Annotated in this window: 17 protein-coding genes; 3 read left to right on the top strand and 14 right to left on the bottom strand. The window is 39.6% G+C overall.

The annotated features are described in order from the left end of the window. Nucleotides 1–29: 29 nt before the first annotated feature. The 7 genes from pgi to uvrC all read right to left on the bottom strand — a co-directional run bounded on the left by pgi (nucleotide 30) and on the right by uvrC (nucleotide 10,399). Complete coding sequence (gene pgi, locus HPE63_RS12065) at nucleotides 30–1,667, bottom strand: glucose-6-phosphate isomerase (RefSeq protein ID WP_188314528.1); 1,638 nt, start codon at nucleotides 1,665–1,667, stop codon at nucleotides 30–32. A gap of 1 nt (nucleotide 1,668) precedes the next feature. Next, nucleotides 1,669–2,949, bottom strand: coding sequence for a peptidoglycan DD-metalloendopeptidase family protein (locus HPE63_RS12060; RefSeq protein WP_188314527.1), 1,281 nt, complete (start codon nucleotides 2,947–2,949; stop codon nucleotides 1,669–1,671). After that, nucleotides 2,942–3,919, bottom strand: coding sequence for a tryptophan 2,3-dioxygenase family protein (locus HPE63_RS12055; protein ID WP_188314526.1), 978 nt, complete (start codon nucleotides 3,917–3,919; stop codon nucleotides 2,942–2,944). The genes HPE63_RS12060 and HPE63_RS12055 overlap by 8 nt, the downstream gene beginning before the upstream one ends. A 7-nt stretch (nucleotides 3,920–3,926) precedes the next feature. Beyond that, a complete protein-coding gene (locus tag HPE63_RS12050) occupies nucleotides 3,927–4,706 on the bottom strand; it encodes a DUF3108 domain-containing protein (protein ID WP_394355020.1) in 780 nt (259 codons plus the stop codon). A gap of 314 nt (nucleotides 4,707–5,020) precedes the next feature. Then, complete coding sequence (gene hppD / locus HPE63_RS12045; RefSeq protein WP_188314525.1) at nucleotides 5,021–6,163, bottom strand: 4-hydroxyphenylpyruvate dioxygenase; 1,143 nt, start codon at nucleotides 6,161–6,163, stop codon at nucleotides 5,021–5,023. Between the two features lie 183 nt (nucleotides 6,164–6,346). Next, nucleotides 6,347–8,590 carry a patatin-like phospholipase family protein gene (locus HPE63_RS12040; protein ID WP_188314524.1) on the bottom strand — a complete coding sequence of 748 codons (2,244 nt, stop codon included), beginning with the start codon at nucleotides 8,588–8,590 and terminating at the stop codon, nucleotides 6,347–6,349. A gap of 21 nt (nucleotides 8,591–8,611) precedes the next feature. Next, a complete protein-coding gene (gene uvrC / locus HPE63_RS12035) occupies nucleotides 8,612–10,399 on the bottom strand; it encodes an excinuclease ABC subunit UvrC (RefSeq protein WP_188314523.1) in 1,788 nt (595 codons plus the stop codon). 547 nt (nucleotides 10,400–10,946) lie between these two features. On the opposite strand from uvrC, the gene HPE63_RS12030 reads away from it, so the two are divergent. Beyond that, nucleotides 10,947–11,513: a 5-formyltetrahydrofolate cyclo-ligase gene (locus HPE63_RS12030; RefSeq protein ID WP_188314522.1), complete on the top strand. Its 567-nt coding sequence runs from the start codon at nucleotides 10,947–10,949 to the stop codon at nucleotides 11,511–11,513. Here HPE63_RS12030 and HPE63_RS12025 read toward each other — a convergent pair. From HPE63_RS12025 to ileS, 3 genes are all read right to left on the bottom strand, one after another. Beyond that, nucleotides 11,492–12,151, bottom strand: a complete 660-nt coding sequence (locus HPE63_RS12025) for a lipoprotein signal peptidase (RefSeq protein WP_188314521.1) — start codon at nucleotides 12,149–12,151, stop codon at nucleotides 11,492–11,494. The genes HPE63_RS12030 and HPE63_RS12025 overlap by 22 nt on opposite strands. Nucleotides 12,152–12,484: 333 nt before the next feature. Then, nucleotides 12,485–12,868, bottom strand: a complete 384-nt coding sequence (locus HPE63_RS12020; RefSeq protein WP_188314520.1) for a TraR/DksA family transcriptional regulator — start codon at nucleotides 12,866–12,868, stop codon at nucleotides 12,485–12,487. 4 nt (nucleotides 12,869–12,872) lie between these two features. Continuing rightward, nucleotides 12,873–16,274, bottom strand: coding sequence for an isoleucine--tRNA ligase (gene ileS, locus HPE63_RS12015; protein ID WP_188314519.1), 3,402 nt, complete (start codon nucleotides 16,272–16,274; stop codon nucleotides 12,873–12,875). Nucleotides 16,275–16,504: 230 nt separating this feature from the next. Here ileS and HPE63_RS12010 point away from each other — a divergent pair, with 230 nt between their 5' ends. Beyond that, the gene (locus HPE63_RS12010) at nucleotides 16,505–16,798 is read left to right on the top strand and encodes a hypothetical protein (RefSeq protein ID WP_223198139.1); all 294 of its coding nucleotides are present in this window, start codon (nucleotides 16,505–16,507) and stop codon (nucleotides 16,796–16,798) included. 52 nt (nucleotides 16,799–16,850) lie between these two features. On the opposite strand, the gene HPE63_RS12005 is transcribed toward HPE63_RS12010, so the two are convergent. From HPE63_RS12005 to HPE63_RS11990, 4 genes are all read right to left on the bottom strand, one after another. After that, on the bottom strand, nucleotides 16,851–19,262 hold the full coding sequence (locus tag HPE63_RS12005) for a TonB-dependent receptor (protein WP_188314517.1): 2,412 nt from the start codon (nucleotides 19,260–19,262) through the stop codon (nucleotides 16,851–16,853). A gap of 1 nt (nucleotide 19,263) precedes the next feature. Continuing rightward, nucleotides 19,264–19,983 carry a DNA repair protein RecO gene (gene recO / locus HPE63_RS12000; protein ID WP_188314516.1) on the bottom strand — a complete coding sequence of 240 codons (720 nt, stop codon included), beginning with the start codon at nucleotides 19,981–19,983 and terminating at the stop codon, nucleotides 19,264–19,266. 178 nt (nucleotides 19,984–20,161) lie between these two features. Further along, entirely contained in the window at nucleotides 20,162–21,505 is a 1,344-nt protein-coding gene (gene gdhA / locus HPE63_RS11995; protein ID WP_188314515.1) for an NADP-specific glutamate dehydrogenase, read from the bottom strand. A 191-nt stretch (nucleotides 21,506–21,696) separates the two neighbouring features. Further along, nucleotides 21,697–22,851 carry a cystathionine gamma-synthase gene (locus tag HPE63_RS11990; protein WP_188314514.1) on the bottom strand — a complete coding sequence of 385 codons (1,155 nt, stop codon included), beginning with the start codon at nucleotides 22,849–22,851 and terminating at the stop codon, nucleotides 21,697–21,699. 87 nt (nucleotides 22,852–22,938) lie between these two features. Here HPE63_RS11990 and HPE63_RS11985 point away from each other — a divergent pair, with 87 nt between their 5' ends. Then, nucleotides 22,939–23,682 (top strand): DUF3298 and DUF4163 domain-containing protein, encoded by a 744-nt coding sequence (locus HPE63_RS11985; RefSeq protein ID WP_188314513.1) that lies wholly within the window; start codon nucleotides 22,939–22,941, stop codon nucleotides 23,680–23,682. Nucleotide 23,683: the final 1 nt, after the last annotated feature.

Genomic DNA, 23,683 nt, shown 5'->3' with positions numbered 1-23,683 from the left:
CCTTTATTAAGAAATGAAAACTAGATGGATTATTTCTTAAATAATTGCAAAAGTCGCAATGTAGAGGAGTCGTGATCAGTCAATCCTGAATCGTCTATGTCCTTGAGTATATTCGTTGCCAATTGTTTCCCGAGCTCAACACCCCATTGGTCATAACTGAAGATGTTCCAAACAACACCTTGGACAAATATCTTGTGTTCATAGGCCGCGATCAAAGCACCTAGACTTTTGGGCGTTAGTTGATCTATCAAAAAAGTATTTGTGGGTTTATTTCCCGTGAAAATCTTAAAAGGAAGTAAATTTGATATTTCAGCTTGGGACAGGTTTTTCTTTTTGAGTTCATAGAGCACCTCATCCCCAGTTTTACCATTCATAAGGGCTTCGGTCTGTGCAAAAAAATTGGCCATTAACTTGTTGTGGTGATCGGTATCGCCATGTAGCGATTTCTTGAAACCAATAAAATCAGCCGGTATCAATTTTGTTCCCTGATGGATCAATTGAAAAAAGGCATGTTGGGCATTGGTTCCAGGTTCGCCCCAGATTATCGTACCTGTTTGGTAATCGACAGGATTGCCATTACGATCAACACGCTTGCCATTACTCTCCATAATACCTTGTTGTAAATAGGCTGAAAACCTGCTTAAATATTGGGTGTAGGGAATAATAGCCTCGGTTTCGGCCTTATGGAAATTGTTGTACCAGATGCTCAACAATGCCATAATCACTGGAATATTACTATCGAATTCAGTGGTTTTGAAATGGTCATCCATGCTATTGGCTCCTTTTAAAAGAGCATCGAAATTCTCATAGCCCACGGCCAAAGCAATGGTAATACCCACGGCACTCCATAATGAAAATCGACCACCTACCCAATCCCACATAGGAAAGACATTATCGGCCGCAATTCCGAACTCCGCTATTTTTTCGGTATTCGTGGAAACGGCGGCAAAGTGTTTGGCTACATCTTCTTGTTTTGCGGTTTTAAGAAACCATTTCTTTATTGTTGTGGCATTACTCAAGGTTTCCTGGGTGGTAAATGTCTTCGAAACTACTACGAACAAGGTCGTTTCCGGATCCAGCTCTTTTAAAATTTCATGCACATGGTCACCATCGACATTACTTACAAAATGGGTTTTTAGATGATTCTTATAAAAACGCAAAGCCTCCACTACCATAGCCGGCCCAAGATCAGAACCTCCAATTCCAATATTGACAACATCGGTAAAAGCTTTACCGGTATATCCTTTTTTTGTGCCTGAAATAATGGCCTTTGAAAATGATTTGATATGTTCTTTTACCTTGTAGACCTCAGGGATCGCGTTTACACCATCTACAATAACCGAGTCGGTTTTCTTCGCCCGTAATGCAGTGTGTAATACTGCCCTATTTTCAGTTTGGTTAATGGCTTCCCCTCCAAAATATTTTGTGATGGCATCTTTTAAGTTCACCTCATCGGCCAACTCCAACAATAAGGAAAGGGTATCTTTTGTTACCCTGTTTTTGGAAAAATCAAACAAGAAATCATCCCAATGTATGCTTAAATCCTTGGCCCTTTCGCCATCCTCTGCGAACAACGCCTTTAAATGTACATCCTTCGTGGTCTTATAATGTTGTTCAAGTTTTTTCCAAGCTTGTGTTTTTGTGGGGTTAGTGCTCTCTAATGCCATATTACTCGTTAAGTGTTAACAATTCTTCTTCTTTTGGCTTCTCTATATATTCAATACAATCCAATTGTTCCTTTAAAGGGGAAATGAATTCAAAATAATCGGGCCTTAATGTTTCTGCCAATGGTTCTGCTTGCGGCAATTCTTCCCGTAGTGGATCAACCTGCCGTCCATTCTTCCAAAAACGGTAGCATACATGTGGGCCTCCCGTATTTCCGGTCATGCCCACCCAACCAATGACATCGCCCTGACGAACAAATTCACCTCTTTTCACATTTTGCTTTTTCATGTGAAGGTATTGGGTCGAATAGGTACCATTGTGCCTTATTTTTACGTATTTACCATTACCGCCCTTTCGTGTTGATTCTGTAACCGTACCATCGGCCGTTGCCATAATGGGTGTGCCGATAGGTGCGGCATAGTCGGTGCCTTTATGCGGACGTAATTTGTATCCGTAATACCGAATGCGTCTTTTAAGATTGTACCTTGAGGATATTCTACTGAATTTAACCGGTGCCCTAAGAAATGTTCTCCTTAGGTTATTGGCCTCTTCATCAAAATAATCAACGATGTTCTTTAGGGAGTCATTTTCATAGGCAAAGGCATATATGGGTTTCCCGTTATGCTCAAAGTAAGCTGCCTCTATAGGTTCTGCCCCGGCATAAATAGAATCATTGATATATTTTTCCTTATAAATAACCTTGAATTTATCACCTTTTTGAAGCCTGAAGAAATCGATAGTCCAAGCATAGATCTCAGATAGATTATTGGTGACATTATAATCGATACCTTGTTCGAGTATTGCCTCTGACAAAGAGGTTTCTATAATTCCGGAGGCTTCCCTCTCCACATATTTCACTTCTTTTTTATTCTTGTAGGCCACTACGCTGTCGCGTAAATCGACAACCGTATAGTTTATGGCATCATTTTCATATATAAAAACTTGGGCCTGTTGTGTGGTGTCTTTTGATTTCAGGATAACATAGGGTTTGCCTACGCGAATTTTCCTTACATCAAAGGTGTCTCTAAAGTCTTGGGAGATCTTGGCTATTTTCGGGTAGTCGACCTTGTTGTTCAGCATTAGTTCGCCAAAGCTATCACCATATCTTACGGTGTCGTGCTGTACCGTAAAATCATCAAAATTAAAACCATACCGTTTTACGATAATAGGTTCTAACACAACTGCCAAATCATCCTTGTTTTCTTCGTTTGAAGGTTTTGCATTATCCTCCTTGCAGGATGCGAGTAGGATCAATGCCATAAAAATGCCCCAATATTTATGCATTGCCTTTATTTATTTTATCTGGATTAAACATATGGTCAACCCATTGTTTCCCCCAGTCGTTCAACTCTTCTTTTGAATAGATTTCTGGAAAAAATACGACTTTTTGAAAACTTGGCGGCAAATATTCCTTCCAATTCGTGCCCCCTGTGGCCGCAACCTGCCCGCTTTCCCTTCCTAAATACCTATGGGCAGAACCCATATGTACCAACGGCCAATTTATGTTCGCATTGATATCCAATGTTCTTAACGCTTGGATGAGTATTTTATTATTCCTTTTATCTTCCGGTAACCCTAAATATTTATGGTATATAGTGTTGTTTTTCACTTGTTTTGCAATTCGAATTAATCTGGGTGTGTACCTATACTCAAATTGTTTTAGGGTCAAGGTTTTTTCCCCTGTGGAAATATCTGTGGCTCCTTTTTTCCAATAGATATGTTCGTAGAGCTCCTCAATGGCATTTTTTGATGAAAATTGTTTGCGCTCATCAAAGTGCACCAAATTCTCAAGTGGTGTTGCATATACTTCGATCATCCGGTACTGGACCGATTGAAATCCGCTTGCAGGCAACAGCGCCATCCTGTACTTTAGAAACTGTTCACGCTCCATACCCTTAATCATTATACTAAAGGAAGAAATCAAGGTTTCAAAATAACTATTGATGCGCCTGGCCTTTTCAATATAGAATTCGACCTCCTGTGCTTTATGGTCCACGAATTGCTTTAGTTCATGAAGTATGAGCTTAAAGTACAATTCGGTTATTTGGTGGTACATGATAAAGATTTCCTCATCGGGGAAATAGGTACGTGGTACTTGAAGGCTTAATAGTGTATCTAGGTGAATATAATCCCAATAGGTAAGATAACGTTGATAAAGCAATCCGTCTAAATAGGAGCTTAGATCTTGGCCAGAATCCTTATATTTTTCTTGTAGTTTTACTATCTGGGATTCAATCTGATCTTTATTCTCCATGGTGAAGTCAATCCATTAGTATTTTAAACTGGTGCTTTAGTCCATTAAACCCATCCAAATCGGCCTTTATTGAGCCTACGGCCAAGTCGGCCTTAATACGTATAGGTATCCTATTTTTATCTTTGGAAACCCATAGTGTAAGGCTTTCCTGTTCCTTGAACACCCTTCCGGATTGCACCAATGGTCTAAATTTATAACATTCAACCATACCATATTTGGTCTTGATTACCTCAGCGCCCAAATACTTGAGTTTAAAATTGAAAATACCATCATCATCGTATAGTAATTTCAAAGTTATGGCTTCCCCTTTCACCAAATCCTCAGGTTCATAATTGTTCCTTAGATAATAAAAGGCGGAAATAAGGTCCTGAATGCTATCTTGCAGTGCAAAATTAATCTTTTTCTTGTTTTTTTTGTCATTAAGGACGGCTTTATCCTTTTCATGGTAAAAATTGATTTCAACGTCCTTGGTATAACCTCCTTCATCTATTTTACGTACAAATCGATAAGGCTTTCCATCTTTTTTATCAAAATAACTCTCATACCTATCATCAACCTTAAAAAAGATACTTGCAAAGCCAGTGGTCTTGCCTGTACCTACGACATGATATACCTGTTTTCCATCAATATTGGCCGAATTTACTTGTAAGGTGGCATAGCTCGCATTCAACCAACCATAGTGCATTCGAAACTTCAACCATTCGCCTGGTTCAAAGACCGAATCACCGTTTTGGGCATTAACGCCAAGCACCATGATCAGAAACAATGTTGTAATCGATAACCTCATACCTAAGAGTAAAACTAATAAAAGAGAATCAATCTATTTTAAAATTTACAATTACTTAAACAATTTTTATTCCAAAGTATTGTGTAAAAAAAAAGCCCAGTCTAACAACTGGGCTTTTCCTAAATAACCAACCAAACTTTAAATTATGAAAAACCAATACTTAAAGTTGTAAGGGAACCACCCCTTACTTGAGTAAATTTAATACATACCAATGGTCTGGAAAACCCTTTTAACGTACTTTAACTAAACCCTTAACACTTATTAAGGGATGCCTAGTGAAAATTAGCAAATCCTTAAGAAAAAATGCCCCATGTTTAAAGCGTTCCCCGTGATTCCTGTTCTCTTTCTATGGCTTCGAATAATGCTTTAAAATTTCCTTTCCCAAATGACTTGGCCCCTTTTCTTTGTATAATTTCGATGAACATCGTAGGTCGATCCAATATGGGTTTTGTGAATATTTGCAGTAAATACCCCTCATCATCCCTATCTATAAGTATACTCAACTCTTTTAAGGGCATAAGATCTTCGTCGATTTCGCCGACCCGATCCAACACATCTTCATAATAACTGGCCGGTACGGTTAAGAATTCAATTCCCCGATTTTTAAGCGCGGTAACGGTTTCGATTATATTATCGGTAGCCATTGCCATATGTTGAACTCCTGCCCCATTATAAAATTCTATATATTCCTCTATTTGCGACTTTTTTCTGCCTTCTGCCGGTTCATTTATGGGAAACTTGATCCTTCCATTGCCATTGCTCATAACTTTACTCATCAATGCCGTGTATTCGGTCGAAATATCCTTATCATCGAAAGAGATTAATTGGGCAAAGCCCATTACCTTTTCATAAAACCGACACCATTTGTCCATTTCGTTCCACCCTACATTCCCGACCATATGGTCAATATATTTTAGGCCTACCTCAGGCGCTTTATAATGTGGGTTCCAACTAATGTATCCGGGCAAAAAGACGCCATTGTAATTACTTCTTTCGACAAAAATATGCACGGTTTCCCCATAGGTGTGAATGCCGGATAAAACCACTTCGCCATCTTTGTCCTTTAGCGTCTTGGGTTCCAAATAACTATCTGCGCCCCGTTTGGTGGTTTCATGATGGCTTTTTGTGGCATCATCAACCCAAAGGGCAATCGCCTTTACCCCATCGCCATGTGCATCGATATGTTTATTGATGGGTCCTCCCGATCGTAAGGGCGATGTAAGTACCAACCGTATTTTATCTTGTTGTAAAACGTAGGAAACCTTGTCCTTTAAACCAGTTTCCAAGCCTGCGTAGGCCAAGGGTTGAAAACCCCATGCGGATATATAATAATGAGCGGCCTGTTTGGCATTACCCACATACAGTTCTACATGATCCGTTCCCAACAGCGGTAAGAAATCTTCAGCTCCAGGGTTTTCTTTTGGTAATTGTAAGGAGGTATTATCTAAGATAGCCATGATGTTGTTTGTTAAGTTAAAAATTGAAATTGATATCGAAAGAGAGCTTTTCGTGAACTGAACATTTATAAAAACCTTACCACATTGCCCTATCGTGGGCAGTTATATCAATTCTTGATTTTATCATGTGCTTTGCTTTATAACAAATATCGTAAAAACCTATCTAAAAAACTGTTAAGACCTTCAAAACCAATAGCCTAAACTAATAAAGAACCTTCCTGATCCTTCTGGGGACCACGAATACATCATCTGTAATGGACCCATAAACGACTCTAGTCCGTATCCAATACCATAACCAGAATAATCGGGAGTGGTAAACCATTCGCCAGTCCTAAAAATATCATCATCGACATTTGCAATATTCGCGGTCAAGAGTAGATGGTTTTTAGGTGCAATCTCTAGGTCAAGTCGCCCGTATGCCTTTACATAACTGTTGCCTGGAAGTGACAAAAAATCATATCCGATAAAAGGGGTGAAATTATTGATCAGGTTATTACCATATCCTCCTAGCACAAAATCGAAGGTCGTTACGCCCGAAGTACCTAATTTGAACCCCCCTTCGGTCTCAAGATTCAACGATAGATTTTTTGCCAAGTGAAAAGCTGTGCCCATTCTCGCTTTCGCAATTGAAAACTCCTTGAAATTATCATTAAAATCGGAGGAAAACAGGTAAAAGTGAAAATCCCCATCAAAATACAATCCCCGGGTAGGAAAGTATTTGTCGTCATAGGTATCGAGCTTCAAGGTGCCATATGTACTGTAAAAATTACTTTTTTCAAAATAGGTGCGTTCATCAGTCGAATTATCATCGGCCAATGCCCCTAAAGTTCTAGTGCTATATCTCAAATACTTATGTTCAAGACCTATGCCAAAGGCGAACTCCTCTTGCAGAACGGTCTGTATATAGATTTGATTGGTCACGTCCAAAATATCCATATTTAAATTATTGATGTTGATCTCAGGTGGAAGTGGAAAATTACTTTCAATTAAATCATAATTTATTTCCTTTTCAAAAGCATTGAACCTTGAATCAAAACCGAAACTCCAATACGAACCTTTATCGATATAATATTGCATATTATAACGCACTTGATCCCCTAAAATCAAATCAAAAGAAGCCACATCATCGCGAAAAAACATGTTTTTACGGGTAAGATTTATTATAGCTGCACTTTTGTATAGATCATCATAATGGGCTCCTATTTTTAAAAACGTTTTATTTTGGGTTTCATTCAAATTTAGTATAAGATCTTCCCCATCACCGTCGGACAAAAGTTCATATCGTATCGTTTTGAAATTTCCGGTTGCTGCTAAATTACTAATGCCCCGTTGCAATTTTTCGAAACTGGTTTTATCGCCTAGTTTAAACCTCAATTTCCCTTTGACGTACCCTCGCGTGTAGTTTTCACTTTCCCCCCTAAGAATCAATCTTGTGATCAACAGGCTATCAACCGGTGTAATTGTTTTTTGTTGTTTGAAAACCTGGTTTTGTTTCAAGGCAATTTTTTCCAATTCCCCATATTTCTCCTCAGCCGCAGTTTTACCTTTTTGGATTATTTGATCTCCAAAAGAAAAATCCATAACAGAAAAGTCGGCCATATCAGGTTTAATATAGATATCGGTCATTAAAGATTTCTCGGTCATATCCTTAACCGTCCTGAAATTATTGATCTGTAATAAAATACCCGTGGCTGAGAGAAGTTCATTCCTATCCCTAAGTCCATGTTGTACATCAACACCAATGATAATATCGGCACCCATATTCCTAACCTCTTCTATGGGGTAATTATTTACAACCCCTCCATCTATCAACACCATACCATTGATTGTCGAAGGTTCAAATAAAGAGGGTAGGGTTCCCGAAGCCATAATGGCCTCTGGCAAATAGCCGCTTTCGAGTTTAACCTGTTTTCCTGTCTCTACATTGGTGGCTATACATACAAAAGGTATGGGCAGTTTGTTAAAATCTTCGATATCCTTAACATGATATAAGTGCTTCACCAGTTCGTGATAAATGTTCTGACCTCCAGAAAATCCTTGTGGTATGGAAATCCGGAAATTGTCAAAAGGAAGATTCAATGCGTATCTTTCGGAATCTTCTTTTTCATAAAAGGTCTTTGTCCCCCTGGGAAGAACATCCCCTATGAGTCTATTAAAGTTGATGTTTTTGAATATTGAATCGAGCTGGCTGGCCGAATAGCCCGAGGCATAAAGTGCCCCGACAATGGCTCCCATACTTGTGCCTCCAATATAATCGATTTTGACACCGGCCTCTTCAATAACCTTAAGCGCCCCAATATGGGCCATGCCCTTAGCACCACCCCCACTAAGCACCAATCCCACCTTTACCTCTTTTTCCTGCTCTGGATCTTGGGCATTGACCTGAACTACAAGGAATAGTACTAGAAGGAAAGGAATAATTCTCATAGTTATAATACGTCGTGATTTTCAATGAAAAGTTTCATATATTTTTTTTGCCTTTGCAATTCCTACCACCGCGCTCAAATTTTCAAGGGATGCTTCCTTGATCCTTTTCACCGATTTGAATTTTTTCAACAGTTCACCCGCAGTTTTTTCACCTATCCCATCGATATTCTCCAATTCTGAATTTATAGCCGCCTTGCTCCTCTTGTTCCTATGGAAGGTAATGCCAAATCGATGGGCCTCATTCCTAAGTTGTTGGATAATCTTAAGACTTTCGGATTTCTTATCCAAATATAAGGGTATGGAATCTTCCGGGAAATAAATCTCCTCTAATCTTTTGGCAATACCCACAATGGCAATCTTGCCCCTTAACCCAAGAAAATCCAAACTTTTCAAGGCAGAGGATAACTGACCCTTCCCCCCATCTATGATGATCAATTGTGGTAAAGGTTGCTCTTCGTTCAATAATCTTTTATAACGTCTTAGGACCACCTCCTCCATAGAGGCAAAATCATCAGGTCCTTCCACTGTTTTTATATTATAATGACGATACTCTTTCTTTGAAGGTTTTCCGTTCTTGAATACAACACAGGCAGCTACCGGGTTACTACCTTGCATATTACTGTTATCGAAGCATTCGATATGTCTGGGTTCTTCGGATAGCCGAAGGTCTTTTTTCATTTGGGCCATTATCCTTTTCGTATGCCGCTCAGGGTCTACGATCTTGATTTGATTGAATCTTTCCTGTCTAAAGTATTTGGCATTGCGAATGGAAAGATCAAGGATCTTACGTTTATCCCCTAGTTTTGGAACGGTAACTTTTATATCGGGCCCTACAGTTACCTTAAAGGGGAGATATACCTCCTTTGATTCCGAATTGAACCGTTGACGTAATTCAATAATCGCCAATTGCAACAAATCCCCGTCCTTTTCATCCAACTTCTTTTTTATTTCCATGGTATGTGACCTTATAATAGATCCATGCGAAAGTTGTAAGAAGTTGACATAAGCAAAAGTATCATCGGTAAGGATAGAGAAGACATCGACATTATTGATTTTCGGATTTACTATGGTCGTTTTCGATTGATAATTTTCAAGGATCTCGACCTTGTCCTTGATTTGTTGAGCCTCTTCAAAACGCATATCGTTAGCGAGGGCCTTCATCTGGTCCTTAAAGGATTGCAAGGACGATTTGAAATTACCTTTAAGGATCTCACGAATATCATTCACTTGTGTGTCATATGAAGTACTGCTTTGCAGCCCCTCACAAGGCCCTAAACAGTTCCCTAAATGATATTCAAGACATACCTTATATTTTCCTGCCTCGATCTTTTCCCGGGACAAATCGTAATTACAGGTTCGTATGGGATAGATATTACGGATAAGATCCAATAAGGTTTTGACCGTTCCCATACTTGTATAGGGGCCGAAATATTCAGAACCGTCCTTGATCATTTTACGGGTTGGGAATATTCTTGGGAAACGTTCTTTCTTGATACAGATCCATGGGTATGATTTATCATCTTTGAGCAGTACATTATAGCGGGGCCTGTATTTTTTTATCAGATTATTCTCCAACAATAGGGCGTCAGACTCCGTTGACACCACAATATGCCTTATACTTACTATTTTCTTAACCAGCATACGGGTTTTACCGTATTCATGGTTCTTGGTAAAATACGATGAGACCCGTTTTCTAAGGTTCTTGGCTTTGCCAACATATAAGATCTTATCCTCAGCATCATAAAACTGATAAACCCCGGGGCTGTTCGGCAATGTACTGATCTGTATTTTTAAAGGCAATTGGGGCATTGATGAAGTATGGGAATTTAACGGCTTATGCTCCCTGTTAAATTACTATGTTTTTGATCAAATGTAAGCAGTTTTCCATATTTTTTGCTTCCCTGTACGACTATTCGGCAATCGTAATGGCAAAGTTCATGCTAATAAGTTCAAGGAAATGAAATAATACTTATATTTAGGAAATTCATTTTATATTTTTCATTATATTTAGCCATATCCAGAGTAAATTGGGTTACTGCATCAACCAAAGTTTCCTTCCTAGTGACATACGTACTGTTACGTATTCCAAAGCAAAATTTCAACTTCTTATCGTTATCAAATTGTTAAAATTTCAATAAAAAGTGTATTTCATCGATAAAAAAGTGCACTTTATAGATTTTGTAATATTTTTTTCGTTACATTTAGAGCATCAAAATCGCATTACGCATGGACAATTATATTATAACCCTCGGCACCTACTTGATATTAATGTTGTTTTTTAAGATTTATATCGCAGTAGCTGCGAAAGAATAAGAATCACTTAGTATCTTTAATCGTAAATGTTCAACCTCCCCTCATGTTGAAGGCTGATTTACGATTGCTTTATTCCCAGCGAAGGAATCAAATACCCCCGGAAAAGATTTCTGATGCCAGTTTATTGATATCCAATAAAATATTGGATATACCTATTTGGGATTACGATTATTACCATATTTTCTTGCCAATTCTCCACAAAAAAGAAATCGACACAGTTTTTTTATTATCGATACTTCAAGGAAGGGATAAACATGTCATAATTCCAAAAATGGACGGGGATTCATTATCCCATTTTTTACTTACTGACAACACAAAGTTCAAAACCAACAAATGGGGGGTACCCGAGCCCGTTGATGGCATTGAGGTACAACCCGATAAGATTGACGTTGTGTTCGTTCCTTTACTTGCTTATGATAAAAGCGGAAACAGGGTAGGTTACGGCAAGGGATACTACGACAAATTTCTTTTGCAATGTAAGCCCGAGGTAATCAAAATAGGCCTTTCCTTATTTGATGCCGAAGAAGAAATCGAGGATGTCCTTGAAAGTGATATTCCTTTGGATTATTGTATCACACCAAATCAAATCTATAGGTTTTCCAAATCCTGATTTTCCCCTAATGGGTCTTCATCGGATTTTTGGCCAAATGCCTTTTTATTGAAAACCAATAATATACCTACACCGGTGCTTATGGCCGTGTCGGCTATATTGAAAACTGGATCGAAAAAACTAAAACTCTTTCCCCCAAAATAAGGTATCCACGCAGGCAAAATCGTATCGATCAAAGGGAAATAAAGCATGTCAACAACCTTACCGAAAAATAAACCTCCATAAGGTTCATCTGAAAAAAGGGTGGCAATCTCATTTATACTTTCATTGAATATCATCCCATAAAATACAGAATCGATGATATTGCCCAATGCGCCGGCAAAAATCAAAGAGACCGCAATTACCAATGTCCTGGACGCATGCTTTTTTATACTGTCATACAGCCAATACCCAATTCCCGCAACAGCAAACAAACGGAATATGGTCAATATGATTTTGCCCGTATTTTCTGAAATCGGTAAGAAATCATTCAACTTTGCGCCCCATGCAGCGCCGGAGTTCTCAATGAAATGTATTTTAAACCACTCAAAAACCTCATACGACTCCCCAAGGACAAAATGGGTTTTGATATAGATCTTACTGACTTGATCAACAAGCAATACCAAGACAATAAGCAATACAGATTTTTTTATACTCATTTTTTATTTACTATAGATGGGCAAAAATAGGGATATTATTCGGATGAAAGCACACACTTATTTCGAGTGAATTCCCCTAAATGCCGAATTTGGCCAATAGATCATTTGGATATTCACCATCAATATGGACCTGGAATACAACGCCCTTTGTTCCCAAAGTTGAAAGCTCGACTTATTAATAGTTCTGAGCATCTATTATACTATATGTTTAAGGGTAAGGAACTGATTTTTTAATTACTCTAAGGGCACTCAACAAACCAAACCGATTACGAATAAGACAATAAGTAGCCTTCTTCCCATGTGCATAAAAAAACGCCCTTTCGGGCGTTTGGTTTATTTTTGCATATTTTTCGCCTCTATGCTCAGCGTTGCATGGGGAACCAATTTTAATCGTTCCTTATTGATCAGTTTACCGGTTACCCGGCATATGCCATAGGTTTTGTTCTCTATGCGCAATAAAGCATTCTTTAAATCGCGAATGAACTTTTCTTGTCTGATCGCCAGTTGGGTATTGGCTTCCTTACTCATGGTTTGGGACCCTTCTTCAAAGGCCTTGAACGTAGGTGAAGTATCATCCGTTCCATTATTCCCGTCGTTCATATAGGAGCTCCTGAGCAAATCCAAATCACTTTTCGCTTTAACGATCTTGGCCTCTATCAAAGATTTGAATTCTGCCAAATCCTTATCCGAATATCTTACTTTTAAATCTTCTGCCATTTTTTTAATGTTTTTCAATAAATAATTTAGTGTTCACTTGGTCAAAGGCAATTGCCGTGCCATTTTCCAATATATCCTCAAAAACAAGTTCTGCTGTCAACGTTTCATCCTTAATATATGTAAGGTTGCTCTCAACGGCATTTTCCACGAGTCCGTCTTTTAGGATTTTTATGTCAATTTTATCGGTTACTTCATAACCTGATTCCTTTCTAATGTTCTGAATCCTGTTTACGAGTTCTCGAGCTATCCCTTCCTTTTTTAGATCTTCGCTTATAGTTACGTCCAAGGCGACTGTCAATGGCCCTTGGCTGGCGACCAACCACCCTTCAATGTCTTGGGAAGTGATCTCTACATCCTGTAACTGTAATTTAATAATTTTATTTTCGATGGGGAAAGAAATTTCGCCCTCTTGCTCAATTTTTTGGATATCTTCCTGTCCTAAGGCACTTACTCGCTGTGCTATCATTTTCATATCCTTACCAAATTTTGGGCCTAAAACCTTGAAATTCGGTTTAATTTGCTTCACTAGTATTCCCGAAGCATCATCCAATAATTCAATTTCCTTTACATTCACTTCTGTTTTGATCAGATCGGCAACAGCTTCGATTTCTTTCCGTTGTACTTCATCCAATACTGGGATCATTATCCTTTGCAAGGGTTGGCGCACCTTGATTTTTTCTTTTTGGCGTATGGACAATACCAAAGAGGAAATCGTTTGAGCTTTGGCCATCTTACTTTGCAAAGCCGAATCGATCATCGATTCGTCATACTTCGGAAAATGTGATAAATGCACACTTTCAAATTTGTCGATAGACGTCGTATTGGTCATATCCTTATACAAACGGTCCATAAAGAAAGGTGCAACCGGGGCCGATAATTTCGCTACGGTAATCAAACATGTGTACAATGTTTGATAGGCCGAAATCTTATCCCTTTGATAATCCCCTTTCCAGAAACGTCTTCTACACAATCGAACATACCAGTTACTCAGGTTTTCCTGAACATAATCGGAAATAGCCCGCGTGGCCTTGGTAGGTTCATAATCGGCATAGGCCTCATCGACTAATTTGATCAATGTATGTAATTCCGATAAGATCCAACGGTCAATTTCTGGCCGTTCATTTAAAGGAATATTTTCCTCGGCATAAGAGAATTCGTCTATATTCGCGTACAAAGCGAAAAACGAATAGGTATTATAGAGTGTCCCAAAAAACTTTCGTTTTACCTCAACGATTCCTTCGATGTCAAATTTGAGATTGTCCCATGGGTTGGCATTTGAAATCATGTACCAACGTGTGGCATCTGGCCCATGCTGGTCCATAGTCTCAAAAGGATCAACAGCATTCCCAAGGCGTTTCGACATTTTCTTACCATCCTTATCGAGTACCAGTCCATTCGAAACCACATTTTTATAGGCTACAGAATCAAATACCATGGTTGCAATGGCGTGTAAGGTATAAAACCAACCACGTGTTTGGTCAACACCCTCTGCAATAAAATCTGCAGGGAAACTCTCGCCCTTATCTATCAAATCCCGATTTTCAAAAGGATAGTGCCATTGGGCATAGGGCATGGACCCACTATCGAACCAAACATCTATCAAATCACTTTCCCGTTTCATCGGCTTTCCTGACGCTGATACCAAGATAATTTGATCCACGATGTTTTTATGAAGGTCTATTTTTTCATAATTCCCTTCACTCATATCGCCAACGACAAAATCGTTGAAAATATCCGCTTTCAAAACCCCAGCTTCAACAGCCTTGGCCATTTCTGCTTTTAGTTCCCCGACTGAACCGATGATCATTTCTTCAGAGCCATCCTCTGTACGCCAAATCGGTAATGGGACGCCCCAATATCGTGAACGGGAGAGGTTCCAATCATTGGCATTCGCCAACCAGTTCCCAAACCGACCCTCCCCTGTGGCCTTGGGCTTCCAGTTTATGGTCTGGTTCAATTCGAACATACGATCCTTAATGTCGGTAATCTTTATGAACCAAGAATCCAAAGGGTAATACAAAATAGGCTTATCTGTGCGCCAACAGTTGGGATAACTATGAACGTATTTTTCAACCTTAAAGGCCTTATTCTCTTCTTTTAGTTTAATCGCGATTTCAACATCGACAGAACGTTCGGGAGCCTCTCCATCTTCGTAATATTCGTTCTTAACGTATTTACCGCCCAACTCCTTCATTTCGGGCCTAAACCTGCCTTGCAAATCAACCAAGGGTACTGGGTTTTTATTCTCATCCAACACCAACATGGGTGGTACTTCCGGTTTCGCCTGTTTGGCTACCATGGCATCATCAGCACCAAAGGTTGGTGCCGTATGTACGATACCGGTACCGTCTTCCGTAGTAACAAAATCACCTGCGATGACCCTAAAGGCATTTTCTGGATTTTGATAAGGTAAGGTATAAGGCAGTAGTTGCTCGTACCGAATTCCGATCAGATCTTTCCCAGCTACTTTTTTGATGATCTTATATGGGATTTTCTTGTCATCACTGGAATAATTTAAAAAATCACTCTCCTCATTTGACTCAAAGAACTTTCCACTAAACTGTTTGGCCACCAGGTTTTTGGCCAATACCACATGTGTAGGCTCAAAGGTATATTGATTGAATGTCCTTACCAGAACATAATCGATTTTGGGGCCTATTGTCAAGGCGGTGTTTGAAGGAAGTGTCCAAGGTGTAGTGGTCCACGCCAATATATGGATATCACCTATTACATCATCCCATATGCCAGGCAAAGTCTCTTTGATTACCTTGAACTGGGCGGTCACGGTCGTATCGGTAATATCTTGGTAGGTGCCGGGTTGATTCAGTTCATGCGAACTTAATCCTGTTCCTGCCTTGGGGGAATATGGCTGTATGGTATATCCCTTATAAATCAAGCCTTTGTCATAGATCTGCTTTAAGAGCCACCAGACAGATTCCATATATTTGGACTTATAGGTAATATAGGGGTCTTCCATGTCTACCCAATAGCCAATTCGTTCGGTCATTTCGTTCCAAACATCGGTATATCGCATCACGGCTTTTTTACAGGCCTCATTATAGGCTTCCACAGAAATCTTTACTCCGATATCCTCTTTGGTGATACCCAATTCTTTCTCTACTCCCAATTCAATGGGAAGGCCATGGGTGTCCCAACCCGCTTTTCGTTTTACTTGGAAACCCTTCATGGTCTTATAGCGTGGAAAGATGTCCTTTATCGTTCTAGCGATCACATGATGAATACCGGGCATGCCATTTGCCGAAGGTGGTCCTTCATAAAATACATAGTTAGGATTACCTGCCCTACTGGATACACTTTTTTCGAAAATGGAGTGTTCTTTCCAGTATTGGAGTTCTTCCTTTGCGACTCTTGGTAGATCCAAACTTTTGTATCCTTCAAACTTCATCTTATCTCTAATATTGCATTTTTAATAAGGCTGCAAAATTATAAATTTAGATTGAATTAACTCCATATTATACCAAATGAAATACAGGTAGTTAGGGTGTTATGCGGCAAATGTTAAAATAAAGCATCCAAAAGTCACTATCGTACGTATATCTTAAGAATTGAAATTAAATACATAAAATCCAAAACAAAATGAAAAAATTAGTTTTAAGTGCAATTTTAATGATCGCCATGAGTGTATCATTCGTATCATGTAGGGAAACCGCTGAAAAAGCGCAGGATGCTACCGAAGAGGCTGGTGAGGCCATGGGTGAAGCTGCTGACGATATAATGGATAAAGCTGGTGAAGCTGCCGACGATGTTATGGAAGCCGGTGAAAATGCAGCTGAAGAGGTTAAGGACGCTGCCGATGAAGCCGCTGACAAAGTAAAAGCAGCTGGTGAGGACGTAAAAGACGCCGCTAACGAAGCTGCCGATAAAGTCAAAGAAACGGCTAAAGAAGTAAAAAAAGAGATTAAAAACTAGGTGTATAACCTAATCGTACAAAACCCTGACGTTACCGTCAGGGTTTTTTTTGTTAAAAACTATAGCTAACACCAATGATAAGATTGGTGCCCGGAGCTGCTATCCCCGAGGAATAGGATCTATATCGTTGATTGGTTATATTCTCTAGACTACAGCCGATACGCCATTCCTTGTTCAGCTCGTATTGGGTACGAAAATTCAAAGTGTACCATGACGGGGCATAGGGCAAGCCGTTAGCATCCTTGGCATAGATATAGGTTTTTTCCTGTTCAGAGGTAGCCAAATCATCATTCGTTATTTCACCATTATAATTCAAAAACAAATCTGTTTTTAGATTTTGATTTCTAAAAATAAGATGAACATCACCAAATGTAGGGGGCACATGCCTTGCAGGTGAATCGGTGCCATCCGCTTCCTCTTCGACACCTTCGGTCAATGTAAGGTTTGACACCAGGGATATATTTTCGGTCAAAACGGCTTCCAAACCAAATTCGAAACCATATACATACGCCTTGGCTGCATTTTGCATGGCCTGAACATTGCTCAATTCGCCATTGTACTCAATTTGGGGTTCCCCATTGAATAGGTAATCCCTTCTTACCAAGGCATCTACCAAATAGGTGTAAAATGCTGCCCCTTTAAAAACCAATTTGTCTTTATAATTCTTCTTTATTCCAAGCTCCATATTATAGGCATATTCGGGCTCCAAATCTGGGTTGGGAACCACAACAGAGCCCGGTTCAGAGTCGAAGACCTTTCCTATATCATCGATATTTGGGGACCGAAAACCAGTTGCCCCATTTAGCGTTATCTGCAAATTGGCCCTAGGAAACCAGCTAAAACCTATACTTCCTGTAAGAGCCCCTGTACTTAGATCGGCATCATCAAAAGGAAAAGGATAAAAGGTTTTGTCAAATTCGGCATCGATCCAAACATGGCTGTATCTCAATCCTGAAAGTAGGGAGAAATTGGGCATTGCCTTATATTCCCCAGTCAAATAAGCCGCAGCCGTTTGCCATGACGAACCATCGGGATAGCGGGAAGGTGCATCAGAAACCACATTCGTGCTAATGTCTTTCTGGCTCCCACCTGAATTCACATTGTTATAAATATAAGATGCTCCATAGTACAATCGAAGGTCACCTATTTTCTTGTTCTCAAAATCGACATTGGTCGAAAGGGCATTGACCATTTCCTTCGTAGAATATAAAATGGGGTCTTGAAATCCTCGATTGTTTCTGCTTTCCTCAAAATATTGATACGCAGTGGTAATTCTAAGTCCGTCATAAAACTTGCCCTTTCCTTTTTTGTTCAACTGTACATTTCCCATAAACCATTTCTGGGGTCCGTAGTACCATTCAGCAGAGTGGAGGCCATTGCCTTCACTGTTCGGTCCGATCAATCTGTCGTAGCGTGAATAGTCGGAAGTTTCAGAATAGAACAATCCTATATCCAGATCCCAATAATTGTTGGGCTTATGCGTGATTTTCTGCATAAGGTTCCACTGATCATATCCTGTAGGTACCTGTTTTTGAGGGTTGTTGTTTGTTACCAGGGCATCGACCCCGTCCTGGGTGCTAACATAAGCGTTTCTTAGATAAGCCTCCGGGCCATGGGATCCCATCTTCAAATCATCAAAAGTACTATAGGAAAAACTGGTTAAATAAGCCCATTTTCTTTTTCCTAAATTGAAATCTATATGTGTGGTTTTTTCATTATTGGCCGATGAATATCTTAAGTTGGTATTCCCTGTGAACAAAAGACTGTCTTTCGTGGATAGTGTTGCTTCTTTTGAATAAAAGTTCATGACCCCACCCAAGGCATCGCTTCCATAAATAACCGAACCGGGACCAAAAATAACTTCGGTTTTCTTTATAGTAAAGGGATCTATAGAGATGACATTTTGAAGATTTCCGCCACGGAAAATGGCATTGTTCATGCGCACACCATCGACGGTCAACAACAATCTATTGGTCGCAAAGCCCCTGATCATTGGGCTCCCCCCCCCTAGTTGGCTTTTCTGCACAAATACCTTTCCGCTATTCTGGAGTAAATCCGCAGAGGTTTGTGGGTTGGTAAATGCTATGGCCCTAGCATTTAAAGAAACTATTTTATGGGGAATGTCCTTTTTCTGCTGTTCCCATTTCGAAATTGACATGACTACTTCATCTAGCTGCTCAGGTTTTAAAACCATCAATACAAGGGAATTGTTCTTTAAAATCTGTGATTTGGTGACCTTATAAACCTCATAACTCAAATGTTTGAAGGTAATTCGTTCATTGGTGTCGAAATGTGAAATATCACATTTGCCATCAAGGTCTGAAAGTGCTGTTTTGGACTTGTCATTATTGAATACGGCAACGTTCACAATTGCCTCCTTGGAATAATAATCCAGAATCTCGACCTCTTGTGCTGAAACGGTAGTAAAAATCAAGAAAAACAAGATGTATACTACTTTGTTCATGCTAACTGAAAACTTGATTTAAAATAGCGAGTGACTTGGGTTTTCGAAAACCCTGCAAATGTAGTTCAAAATAAAGGACTATAGTCTGCAGTAACTGCTGTCTGTTGGCCTTCTTCATCTTTACTTTATGAATATCCTCAAAATTTATGCCTAAAAACCTTTTGAAGAAAATTAAATTTTCGCCAGTGATCATTGGGTTTAAGGTAGTGGTATCGGTGAATTCCCCCTCCAACAGGTCAAAATGAATCTTGGATAGGTTTGTAACATCAGGATAGAAGCCCAAATACTTCGTGAGATCTATCAAGAAATAAATGTGGAAGTTGGTGATTTCGATATTAGCATCAAGCCATTGAAGGGCACTTTCCACATAATGGAAAAGTCCCTCGTTACATTCTTCTTCCTGTATGCTGTTTGTCAACATTTCTGCTAAAAAAAGGGTTATGGCATTCTTTGAAATCTCGGAATGCAAGGTTTGATAGTGATAGGATACCCTAACTTCCCTTATCGATTCCAAAGTACCTTTGTTCTTATGGTTAGCGACTAATTCCAACTGCGTCAAGGGTTGAAAATAGGCCGATTTTAATTTTCCTCTTTTGGTTGTAAGCACCCCTTTGAGCAAGTATGTTTTTAGTCCATCGGATAGTGTAAAGGCCTTGACGATCAGGCTCGTGTCACCATATTTTAAGACCGATAAAACAATAGCTTTTGTAGTTACCTGCATGATGGGTTATTAGCAAAACCCAAAGATAAAGTTATCTAAATGAAATAGACATAAAAAAGACCTTCCAAAAATCACCATAGCAGGGATATGTAATATTATACTTAAAAATGTATTTCAAATAAAAAAGGGAAGTATCCTCACGGAAACTTCCCTTTTATCAATTGTTTTGGACTATGATTTAAATCACTCCTTGGGCTAGCATGGCATCGGCTACCTTAACGAAACCGGCGATGTTCGCTCCTTTGACGTAATTGCAATAACCATCGTCCTCTTTTCCGTATTCGATACAGGAATCGTGAATGTCTGACATAATCCCTTTTAAACGTTCATCGACCTCTTCGCGGGTCCAGCTGATACGCAATGAATTCTGTGACATTTCCAAACCTGAAGTAGCCACCCCGCCCGCATTGGAAGCTTTCCCTGGGGCAAATAAGATCTTGGCATCATGGAAGGCGTGGATCGCTTCGGCCGTTGAGGGCATATTGGCCCCTTCGGCAACACAGCGACATCCATTTTTCATGAGTTCTTTCGCGTGCTCAAGATTCAATTCGTTTTGGGTAGCACAAGGCAATGCGATATCGCATTTTACACTCCATGGTTTTTTACCCTTATGGAAGGTTGCCGATGAATATTTCTCAGTATATTCTGAGATACGTCCACGTCTGTTATTTTTTAAATCCATTATAAAGGCCAACTTATCCGCATCAATGCCCTCTTTATCATGAATATAACCACTAGAATCTGACATTGTAAGAACTTTACCTCCCAATTGTATCACTTTTTCAGCAGCATATTGGGCCACATTTCCAGAACCGGAAATAACTACGGTTTTTCCCTTTATATCATCATTCTTGGTATTTAACATACTTTGAGCAAAGTAAACCGTACCATAGCCTGTGGCCTCGGGACGAATTCTTGAACCTCCCCATGAAAGACCTTTGCCCGTCAATACACCAGTAAACTCATTTCTTATTTTCTTGTACATCCCGAAAAGGTATCCGACTTCCCTTGCGCCTACACCAATATCACCTGCAGGTACATCTGTGTTAGGGCCAATATGCCTATTCAATTCTAACATAAAGGCATGGCAAAAGCGCATTACCTCATCATCTGATTTTCCTTTAGGGTCAAAGTCAGAGCCTCCTTTACCTCCACCCATCGGAAGGGTGGTCAAACTGTTTTTGAAAACCTGTTCAAAGGCCAAAAACTTCAGGATACTTGCATTTACCGTTGGATGAAAACGCAACCCGCCCTTATATGGTCCGATTGCAGAGTTCATTTGAATTCGGTATCCCCTATTCACGTGGATTTCACCTTTATCGTCTACCCAAGCAACCCTAAAAGAAATCAGTCGTTCTGGTTCGACCATTCGCAAAAGAATGTTTTTACCGTGGTAAATCTCGTTATTCACGATGTACGGAATCACTGTTTCAGCAACTTCCTGAACAGCTTGTATGAACTCTGGTTCATGACCATTTCGGGTCTTTACCTCGTCCATGAATGTTTTGATTATTGCCTCCATATAGAATCAATTATACTTTTAGTTTTATTGAATTTAGAATATAACGGCAAAATTATAATATTCCTATAATTTAAACCCTGTTTTTTTAAAAATACTGTAAAAATGTTTTAGTTTGTCGGATGCCAATTGTATAATGTTCAATCCTTCTGGTTAATGAACGGTCTGTCGGTGTCTGAAAATTTATTAATACGTTACATCAAAGCCTGTTCTAGATCGGCTAAAAGGTCATCCTTGTCCTCAATACCCACACTCAAACGGATCAACTCATCTAAAACCCCAACTTTTTCACGTTCCTCCTTGGGAATACCGGCATGCGACATGCTAGCGGGATGACCGACCAGGCTTTCGACCCCTCCCAATGATTCTGCCAAGGTGAACAATTTCAATTTTTCCACAATTCTTATGGTTTCATCAATATTGCTTCCTTTGGGAATAAAGGAAATCATACCACCGAACTCCTTCATTTGTTCTTTGGCGATATCGTGGTTTTGATGATCTTTGAATCCGGGCCAGTAGACATGCTGAATTTTAGGATGCTTGTTTAGATAATTAGCAACATAACTGGCATTTTCACAATGTCTTTGCATACGAACATGCAATGTCTTTATTCCTCTCAGCACCAAAAAACTATCCATGGGGCCACAAACCGCTCCACTCGCATTTTGAATAAAATAAAGCCGATCTGCCAGAGCCTTCCCTTTTACTATAAGTCCCCCTGCAACAACATCACTATGCCCGCCAAGATACTTGGTTGCGGAGTGCATTACAATATCGGCTCCTAAGTCCAAAGGTTGCTGTAAATAGGGAGTAGCAAAGGTATTATCGACCACAAAGAGCATTTGGTATTTTTTCGCAATTGCCGCGACCGCCTTAATGTCTATGATTTTCATCATAGGGTTGGTCGGGGTTTCAACCCAAATCAGTTTTGTTCTTTTATTGATATAATGCTCCAAATTCCCAGGCACTTGCATATCCACAAAATGAAACACAATACCGTACTTCGAGAATATCCGTTTAAAAAGACGATAACTGCCTCCATAAAGATCATTTGTACACACTACTTCGTCCCCCGGATTTAGTAATTTAATTACGGCATCAATAGCAGCCAAGCCACTAGCAAAGGCAAGTCCGTATTGTCCGTTTTCAATACTGGCCAATGCGTTCTCCAATGCCGAACGGGTAGGATTTGCACTACGGGAATATACAAATCCTTTATGCCCTCCAGGCGTAGTTTGGGCATAGGTCGAAGTTTGGTATATCGGAGGCATTACCGCACCATAAGCCTTATCGGGGTATTGGCCCCCATGAATGGTTTTGCTATTGAATTTTAAATCTTTTGTTCCCATAGGTAATAATTTACTATATAAAAGTATCGTTATCTTTTGGAGATTGCAATGAAGCTGTAATTTAGCACCTTGAAACCCAAGACACTTATGAAAACCTCAATATCCTTAATACTTTGTATACTCCTTTTTCTAGGGTGCAAAGAGGAAAGTAAACTTACTTTCGAACCTTTGACAATTTCGGACGCTGCGTGCGAAAAATGCCCCCAGATAGTCATCGAGATTCCAAAAGCCATAGATCGTACGAGGCTTGCAGAAACCATAAATACGGCACTAGAGGAGGAATTGATTACCCTTTTGGTCTATGATGACGAAATCAAAGCATCAACCGTACCCGAAGCCATTCAATCCTTTAAAAACGGGTTTGACGAGTTGCAAAATTTATACCCGGATGAAACGGCGAAATGGGAGACCAAAATTACAGGTACTGTTTCCTATGAGGACAAAAATATTCTAACGGTTGCACTTAATTCATACCTATTCACCGGAGGTGCCCACGGGTATACGACCCGACGGTTCTTGAATTTCAACAAACGTAAGGGTTCTGAAATCGAAAATTGGGAACTTTTCAAAGACCGAAAGCACTTTGAACATTTTGCCGAGACTAAATTTAGAATCCAAGAAGCTATTCCCCAAGACGATGCCATAAACAGTACTGGATTTATGTTTGAGCAAGATACGTTTTACCTCCCCGAAAATATTGGTTTTACCCAAGAGGGTTTGGTTTTGCTATACAACCAATATGAAGTTGCTTCCTATGCCGATGGAGCCATTGAACTGATCTTGCCCTTTAACGAGGTGAAAAGCTATTTGACCACAAGAATCAAATCGTAAT

The sequence above is a fragment of the Maribacter arenosus genome, from assembly GCF_014610845.1.
Taxonomy (GTDB): domain Bacteria; phylum Bacteroidota; class Bacteroidia; order Flavobacteriales; family Flavobacteriaceae; genus Maribacter_A; species Maribacter_A arenosus.
Note: the sequence above shows the minus strand (reverse complement) of the source record. Positions and strands in the feature narration are given on the sequence as shown.